The organism is Pigmentiphaga sp. NML030171 (assembly GCF_002188635.1).
GTDB lineage: Bacteria > Pseudomonadota > Gammaproteobacteria > Burkholderiales > Burkholderiaceae_B > Pigmentiphaga > Pigmentiphaga daeguensis.
The window spans coordinates 54,608-61,980 of sequence record NZ_NINX01000011.1; the positions used below are offsets into that span (position 1 = coordinate 54,608).

Consider the following 7,373-nt stretch of genomic DNA (forward strand, 5'->3'; position numbering starts at 1 on the left):
GCCACCGAATGAACCTGAGCATGCAGAAAATATTATCCGGGACGATCGTATTGGACCTGACCCGCTTCTTCTCAGGCCCGCAGGCCACCCTGTTCCTTGCCGGCATGGGCGCGCAGGTCGTGAAGATCGACGATCCCGCCACAGGCGACCCCACCGCGTTCTCGCCCCCCTACGCCGGCCCCGGCGGCGTATCCTTCCAGCGGACCTCGGACGCGGACATGGGGCTGGCCTACCTGAAACGCGCGCGCGGCAAGCAATCGGTCATGCTGGACCTGAAATCGGACGCGGGCCGCGAGGTCTTCCTGCGCATGGCAGCCGGCGCCGACGTCGTGATCGACAACTTCAGCGCGGGCGTGGCGGACCGGCTGGGGGTAGGCTATGACGCGCTGGCGGCGGTCAACCCCGGCATCGTCTATTGCTCGTTGACGGGATACGGCTCGACCGGTTCCGATCGGCACCTGAAGGCCTACGACCTGATGGTGCAGGCGGCGGTAGGCCTGATGAGCGTGACCGGCGAAGCCGGCGGCCCCCCGGTCAAGACCGGCTCGCCGCTGTCCGACGCCATCGCCGGCGTGTTCGCCGCGTCCGGCATCCTGGCCGCCCTGCTGCACCGCCAGCGCACGGGATGCGGCCAGGCGGTGGACATTTCGATGGCCGACTGCCTGTTCTCGTTGATGTTCGACGAACCCTTCGACTGCTACGAGCAGCTGGGCCTGCCCCAGCGTCAAGGCAGCCGCATCATGCGGTTCTCGCCCTTCAACGTCTATCGCTCGCGCGATGGCTGGGTAGTGCTGGGCGCGGCCACCGCCGCCGACTGGACCGCGCTGCTGGGCGCGATGGACCGGCGGGACCTGGCCGACGATACGCGGATGAACGACCTGGGCTGGCGCATCGCCCACAACGCGCAGGTCGACGCCATCGTGTCCGCCTGGACCGAGGCGCGCGCCACCCTGGACATCGTCCAGGCCCTGCACGCGGCCAAGGTTCCGTGCAGCCCGGTGCGCAGCATCGACGAGGTCATGCAATGGCGACAACTGCGCGAGCGCGGCATGGTGGTCCCGGTGCACAACCCCATGACCGGCACCGACATGGCCGCCAGCGCCCCCGGCTTCCCCATCAAGTTCAGCGCCGGCCAGGCCGGCTACGACGCGCCGGCGCCGCTGCCCGGCGCCCACACGCAGGAGATCCTGGAAACGCTGGCCGGGCTGTCGCCCCAGCGCATCGAGGAACTGGCGGCACGCGGGGTTGTACGGTGCGCACCACAAGCGGCCGAGCTACAGCACAAGTCAGGGTAAGCCAGCAAGCTGGCGTAAACGGCGAAGTACGACCTCATGCCTTCCCTGTGGGAAGACCCATTCCAGTCGATCAACAAAGGTCTCGTCCGCCAGGTATCCATCAGTCTCTTCGCGGATGAACTCGCGTACCTCCACAGGAGAGGAAGCAAGCTCCGAAAGTAACTCTTCGCGACCATCCACAACGTTCAGGATGTCCTCCATGTCACGATGCAGGAAGTCGCCTCTCCCGCGACTGTCGAAGGACTCAAACTTTGTTGCGATAAAAAAAGGCGCGCTGATGACGTTAATCGTCTCCCCTGCCGGAAGAGTCATCACCCGTGCCCACTTGACAGCTTCTGCGTACCACCGATTGACCGAGTGCCCAAGGACCTCTTGAGTCGGCATTACGTCCACGATGAGCGCGCCTTTTTTCAACCGGCACATGTGGTCATCGGATTGGGCCTCTTTGAAGCCAGATCCTTTGAGCTTGCGGAGTGACCCGTAGTAGTCATTCAGCGATGTGACCTCGGCCACGAGATCCACGTCTATCGTTTGCCGTACAGAAGGTCGCCCTTGGTCAGTGATCAAGAGGCCCACCGCACAACCGCCGACCAGCATGAACTCGGCGCTGAGAGGGCCTAAAGCATGTGCCACGAGGCTTACGAGCGACAGATTCGGATCATTTGCCATCAAAGGCGTGCCTTGAGTTCGTTGATGGAAATTTCTCTTTCTCGTGCGGCCCCCACGCGCAGCGCATCCACCAACGCAAGCACGTCATAGAAGCCCTCATCCTTCAATGCCACCTTTGGCACCGATGGATGCAGAGGAATCACCTCAAAGCCATAGGTGGTTCCCTCTGGATAAGCCCAAACCGGCACAGGCCCTTCAGTTGCCTCAAAGTGCCTGGCAAGGAGTGGAGCGCCTATCGCAGTCGGCAGTCCTCTGCTCGCACGTCCGATCTCCGCCGGAAAGGCGTACTTCACGCCGTGAATTGCGAACTCCTGCAAAGCGGGCCTTAGTGCTCTGGGCGAACCCGCGGAGCGGCTCAAGAGCCGTGCCGACTCAGCCCGGCTTAAGGCCGCATGAATCGTCGAAAGCGACACCTCAAACTCACTGGCAAGTTGGGCAAGCAGGAAGTTCTGACTCCTGTTTACTGCAATCTTGATGGCAAGCACGAAGTCGAACGGCTTGAGCGCTAGTTGCTTATCCTTGGTCATCTCTCAGGAACATCCCATGCTCGCTCTCAATTTCGCGAAAAAGGAAAAACGTACTATTAACTTGAATTTCCTATATTTTCTGTTTTCGAGAAAAACGAAAACTTCCCGCCATCGTTATAGCTATCGCGCTAAATTAGACTTTTCATAGCTCTAACTCTTCAAAAAATCCTCTTGAGTAAAATTTAAACTACACTCTCCACAAGTATAGGCACTGTTATACTCCAACCTTTCCGGAGAAGAAAGTATGGCTTCGCCTGAGGCAATCCGAAAAAAGAGTCCACGCGCTCCTTCCATCTCGCTGGATGAAGCACTGGACCGCGCCCTCAAGGTCTACGACAAAGAGCGGCTAAACCCTGCCCCACCTGATGTGGTTGCGCAGGACATGGGCTATAAAGACGCCAACAATGGCCGAGCCTTGGCAACGATTGCTTCGGTCCGCTATTACGGCCTGCTGGAGCGCCACAATGATGGGCGGCTCGGAGTGACTAAAGATGTCGAAAGCTACAAGTACGCCCCGAGCGAAGATATGCGTCATGCTTATCTGCGGCGGTTCGTCGCTGCGCCGGCGTTGTTTGCCGAGCTTCTGGACAGATACGCCTCAGGATTGCCCTCGGACGGGAACCTGAGATACGAGCTGATCCAACGGGATTTCCTGCCCGCCACGGCCGAAAACCTGGTTGGCATTGTCAAGAGATCCTTCGACTTTGCGAGGGTCTACGAACAGCCTCAGCATTCAGCGGAACTTGTATCTGAAGTTGATGAAACAGACACGTTGGCCAGCGAGGTGTCTGACATCGCAGCGTCGGCGACTATCGCTACACCTGTACAGGCACTACCACAGCGCCAGTCGCCCTCTCCCAGAGACGAAAACCCGTGGGAGGAACATGATCGCATTCCCGTTCGGCTTTCCGGGGGTAGACGTGCTTGGCTACTCATTCCGCCTCTGTTTCGCGAAGCAGACAAACAGCGCCTGAAAGCTCAAATTGACCTGCTTCTAACGGAAGACGAAGACGAAGCTGGGTTCGACGGAACGTAGACCAAAGCGATCAAGCGCACTTGTCCAGCTTGGCTGGTTTCTGCGTTCCCCGTAAAACGAAAAAGACCTCCCGCCGGGAGGTCTCTTCGTAGCGGCACGGCCCTCGCCTTACTTGCCGGCCCGCTGATAGCGCTCGATGCTGCCGACGATCTCCTGGCGGGCGGCTTCCGGGCCGTCCCAGCCCTTCACCTTGACCCACTTGCCCTTCTCCAGATCCTTGTAGTGCTCGAAGAAATGCTGGATGCGCAGCAGGTACTCGGGCTGCAGGTCTTCCGGCTTCTGCCAGTGGCGGTAGATGGGCAGGACCTTGTCCACGGGCACGGCCAGCAGCTTGGCGTCGCCGCCCGCTTCGTCGTCCATGTTCAGGATGCCGATGGGACGGCAGCGCACGACGGCGCCGACGGTGACCGGATGCGGGGTGATGACCAGCACGTCGACGGGGTCGCCGTCGTCGGACAGGGTCTGCGGCACGTAGCCGTAATTGCACGGGTAGTGCATGGCCGTCATCATGAAGCGATCGACGAACAAGGCTCCGGTTTCCTTGTCGACTTCGTACTTGATCGGATCCGCGTTCATCGGGATCTCAATGATGACGTTGAATTCTTCCGGCGCCTTTTTGCCGGGACCGACTCGATCGAGATTCATAACTGCCTGGAAGGTTGGAAAAAACAGGTGGACCGGCCCGGGGCCGGCACGACATCGAAAAAAACCGCTGCGCTAGAGGCCGGCCGCGCGATCGGGCGCCACGTCCTCTTCGCTCTCGAACTGGGGCCGCGCGGCGGCGGGGGCGAACAGGACGGCTTCGTCGGCCTTCAGGACCGGCAGGCCGATCACCGCCTCGGTGGCCAGGCGCCAGTGCCGCACGGCCTCGACGGCGCGGTCGGTGCGATCGTACAGGCTGGCCAGCAGCGCATGCGTGCGCGGGTCGTCGCGCTCGCTCAGGCTGCGTTCGAGATATCGCTGCGCCGGCCCCCACAGGCGCCCGCACAGGCACAGCGTGCCCAGCGCCTGCAGCAGGTCGGGATCGTTGGGGTGCTGGCGCAGCCAGCTCTCGGCCTTCTCCAGCCGCGGGGGTATCTGTTCGGGGCTGCAACGGGCATAGGCCTGAAGCAGGACGGGACTGAGCTGGGCGTCGAGCGCGGTCTCGAGGATGCGGCGGGTCCGCAGCTCGTCGCCATCGGCCTCGAACACCGCGGCGCCGGCCTGCGCCACTTCCGGCAGGACGCGTTCGTCGTCCTTCAGGTCCTTCCAGATCGCGCGCCGCGTGGCGGCATCGCTGGCCGACCGCAACAGCTCGGCCGCGGCGGTGGCGATCATGCGCGTGGCGGCGGCCGGATGCAGGGCATTGCGCTTGGACAGCGTGCGCGCCAGCTTCAGGACCTCGGCCCAGTGCCCCAGGTCGCGATGGGCGCGCAGGGTGAGCCGCAGCGAATGCATGTGCTTGGGGCCGCCTTCGTGCAGTTGCGACAGCAAGGCCAGCGCTTCCTCTGGCCGCTGCTGGTCCAGCAGCATGTCGGCCTCGACCAGGACGACGGCGGGCTTGAGCCCGGCATCGGCGTCGGCGGCCTCGCGGGCCTGCGCCAGCAGCAGGTCGCGGCGGGCGAACTCCTGCATGGCATGCGCCGCCCGGGCGGCCGACAGGTTGGCCAGGACGCGGCGCGACGGCACGTCGGTCTGTCCGGCCACGCTGCTCATGTCGGCCTCGGCCTTGGCATAGCGGCCTTCCAGAAGGTTGATCCAGCCGCGCTCGAGCAGTTCCTGCTGCTGCGCCAGCGCGCGGCGCGCGCGCCAGCGGCGCACCCGCACGGGCAGGTCCAGGGTCCAGGAGATGGCGCGCAGCGCGGCGTACAGCACCGCGAACAACGCGACCAGGATCAGCGCGGCCAGGCTGGCGGACAGCTCCACCCGGTAGGGCGGCAGCAGCAGCGCGACGTTGCCGGAGTGATAACGCAGCCCGACGGCCAGCCCGACGGCGGCCACCAGCAGCAACAGGGTCCAGAACCAGGTGCGCATGCCTTACCTCTGCGCGCCGGGGACGGCGTTGCGCGGCAGCACCGACCGGACCGCGGCCAGGCTGTCATTGAGATTCGGCAGCTCGATGGAGATGTCGGTCTCGCGGATCTGCCGCAGCAGCGTCTGGGCATTGCGCGTGAGCGGCGCGTTCGCATCGAAATAGGCGGGCAGGGCCTGGCCGACGGCGTCCAGGTCGGCGCGCCAGGCATGCTCCTGCCGGGACAACAGGGCCAGCCGGGCATTGAGCAGCCTGAGCTTGAGATTCTCGCGCACCATGGCGCCCTGCTCGGGGGATACCAGCAGGGCGTCGGGCTTGTCGATGCGGCGGATGCGGATCAGGTCGCGCATGTCGCCCAGGAAACCGTCCCGCAGCGGCCGCCACCACGCGGTGGCGCGCTGCCACCAGGGCGCGTCGCCCGCCGGCGCCTGCGCCGTCTCGGCCGCGGCCGGCGCGGGCTGGCCATCGGCCTCGTGGGCCGGCTGCACGCTGGCCAGCAGCGGCAGGCGGTCGAGCAGGCCGATCAACTGGTCGATCTTGACCACCAGGCCGGACACGTCCACCGACGGCAGTCCGCGCAGCCGCTCGAGGTCCTGCGCGATGGCGCGGCGCACGGCGGTGAACTGGGGCCGGTCGGCGCGCGCCAGCCGGGCGTCGGCCACCTGCAGCGCGGCGATGGAGTTCTGCACGTTGCCGGCCAGTTGCAGCTGCTGGGCGGCGATGGACAGGGCCTGTTCGACCTCGATCAAGGTCCATTCGTCCTCGCCGCGCGACAGTTCCTGATAGAGCTGCTCCAGCGCGGCCTGCTGGCTTTGCGACTCCAGCACCTTGGACTCGAGCACGGCCAGCTTGTCGGTATTGCCCTGGGCGATGGACAGGGCCTGGCGGGCGCGGGCCTGGGCATCGCGGGAGAAGGAGTCGATCTCGTTGAAGCGGCGCGCCGATTCGCGGCCGATGGCATCGACCAGCTGCTGCTGGCGCCACAGCGCGGCAGCCAGCACCACGATCACGATCAGCGCGAAGGCGAGCACCGTTCCGAGCCAGGGGAAGGAGCGGGTGGACGCCCTGCCCTTGGGGGCACGGCCGGCGCGCTCGGTTGCGGAACGGGTATCGTTGGGCGCAGGACCCTGCGCGGATGCGGGAGATGCGTTCTCGGATGCAGTCATGACACCGATTCTATCGCGGCCAGGATGTCCTCATCCCGGGGCGCGCAAGTTTGTAACATTGGCGGGTCGCCGCGAGCGGGCAATGCTTCGGCGATCACCGTTATTAAATGCCGGGCGATCCGTGGATGGGTTGCAACGAGACGACAATCGGCCCACCAGTCCAGCAATCCCAGGGCTGCCAGGTGGCCGCGTACCGCGTCCACGCCCTCGGCGCTGGTCAGCAGCCAGGCGGTGGGCGTGCCCGCGCGGGCCAGTTGGCGCAGGCCCTCGGCCTGGTGCGGCGTCCAGGCCGCGGGAACCCGCCTGTACGCGCGGTGCAGGGTGACGGTGGCGCCGGCCTCGCGCAGGCGGCCGGCCAGCCAGTCGCGGCCGGTGCCCTGTTCGCCCCGGCCGCCGCGCACGATCAGCACCCGGGACGGCAGCGGCGCGGCGGACAGGACGGCCCATAGCGCCTCGGAATCGAAATGCGGGCTGTCGGGCGCGGGCTGAACCAGCCGCGGAGCCTGGCCGAAAGCCGGATGTTCGCGCAGCGCCCGTGCGCTGGCCGGCCCGACCACCGCGGCGGCCGTGGCCTCCGGCCCGGCGCGGCCCCGGACCGCGGCCCCGAGCCATGCGGCCCGGAACCACCCCACGCCGGTGCCGCTCACCACGCACACGCGGACGCGAGTG

Annotated in this window: 8 protein-coding genes; 2 read left to right on the top strand and 6 right to left on the bottom strand. The window is 65.4% G+C overall.

The annotated features are described in order from the left end of the window. Positions 1 to 20 precede the first annotated feature (20 nt). Positions 21 to 1,295: a CaiB/BaiF CoA-transferase family protein gene (locus CDO46_RS02100; RefSeq protein WP_176400642.1), complete on the top strand. Its 1,275-nt coding sequence runs from the start codon at positions 21 to 23 to the stop codon at positions 1,293 to 1,295. Here the strand turns inward: CDO46_RS02100 and CDO46_RS02105 are convergent. Together CDO46_RS02105 and CDO46_RS02110 are read right to left on the bottom strand one after the other, a co-directional pair. Then, on the bottom strand, positions 1,287 to 1,964 hold the full coding sequence (locus CDO46_RS02105) for a hypothetical protein (RefSeq protein WP_087836921.1): 678 nt from the start codon (positions 1,962 to 1,964) through the stop codon (positions 1,287 to 1,289). The two genes, CDO46_RS02100 and CDO46_RS02105, sit on opposite strands and share 9 nt — an antisense overlap. Beyond that, entirely contained in the window at positions 1,964 to 2,491 is a 528-nt protein-coding gene (locus CDO46_RS02110; protein WP_087836922.1) for a hypothetical protein, read from the bottom strand. Before CDO46_RS02110 ends, CDO46_RS02105 begins: the two co-directional genes overlap by 1 nt. A gap of 244 nt (positions 2,492 to 2,735) precedes the next feature. On the opposite strand from CDO46_RS02110, the gene CDO46_RS27865 reads away from it, so the two are divergent. Continuing rightward, complete coding sequence (locus tag CDO46_RS27865) at positions 2,736 to 3,527, top strand: hypothetical protein (RefSeq protein ID WP_140416822.1); 792 nt, start codon at positions 2,736 to 2,738, stop codon at positions 3,525 to 3,527. 108 nt (positions 3,528 to 3,635) lie between these two features. On the opposite strand, the gene ppa is transcribed toward CDO46_RS27865, so the two are convergent. The 4 genes from ppa to CDO46_RS02130 all read right to left on the bottom strand — a co-directional run. Next, complete coding sequence (gene ppa / locus CDO46_RS02115; protein WP_087836923.1) at positions 3,636 to 4,172, bottom strand: inorganic diphosphatase; 537 nt, start codon at positions 4,170 to 4,172, stop codon at positions 3,636 to 3,638. 72 nt (positions 4,173 to 4,244) lie between these two features. Then, complete coding sequence (locus CDO46_RS02120) at positions 4,245 to 5,540, bottom strand: heme biosynthesis HemY N-terminal domain-containing protein (RefSeq protein ID WP_087836924.1); 1,296 nt, start codon at positions 5,538 to 5,540, stop codon at positions 4,245 to 4,247. 3 nt (positions 5,541 to 5,543) lie between these two features. After that, positions 5,544 to 6,704: a uroporphyrinogen-III C-methyltransferase gene (locus tag CDO46_RS02125; RefSeq protein ID WP_087836925.1), complete on the bottom strand. Its 1,161-nt coding sequence runs from the start codon at positions 6,702 to 6,704 to the stop codon at positions 5,544 to 5,546. Then, positions 6,701 to 7,373 (bottom strand): uroporphyrinogen-III synthase (locus tag CDO46_RS02130; RefSeq protein ID WP_140416823.1); only part of this gene is annotated, 673 nt, incomplete at its 5' end. The genes CDO46_RS02130 and CDO46_RS02125, both read right to left, overlap by 4 nt.

Coding starts and splice junctions, on each gene's coding strand:
- CDO46_RS02100 (WP_176400642.1), top strand. CDS start 21: ATGCAGAAAATATTATCCGGGACGATCGTATTGGACCTGACCCGCTTC.
- CDO46_RS02105 (WP_087836921.1), bottom strand. CDS start 1,964: ATGGCAAATGATCCGAATCTGTCGCTCGTAAGCCTCGTGGCACATGCT.
- CDO46_RS02110 (WP_087836922.1), bottom strand. CDS start 2,491: ATGACCAAGGATAAGCAACTAGCGCTCAAGCCGTTCGACTTCGTGCTT.
- CDO46_RS27865 (WP_140416822.1), top strand. CDS start 2,736: ATGGCTTCGCCTGAGGCAATCCGAAAAAAGAGTCCACGCGCTCCTTCC.
- ppa (WP_087836923.1), bottom strand. CDS start 4,172: ATGAATCTCGATCGAGTCGGTCCCGGCAAAAAGGCGCCGGAAGAATTC.
- CDO46_RS02120 (WP_087836924.1), bottom strand. CDS start 5,540: ATGCGCACCTGGTTCTGGACCCTGTTGCTGCTGGTGGCCGCCGTCGGG.
- CDO46_RS02125 (WP_087836925.1), bottom strand. CDS start 6,704: ATGACTGCATCCGAGAACGCATCTCCCGCATCCGCGCAGGGTCCTGCG.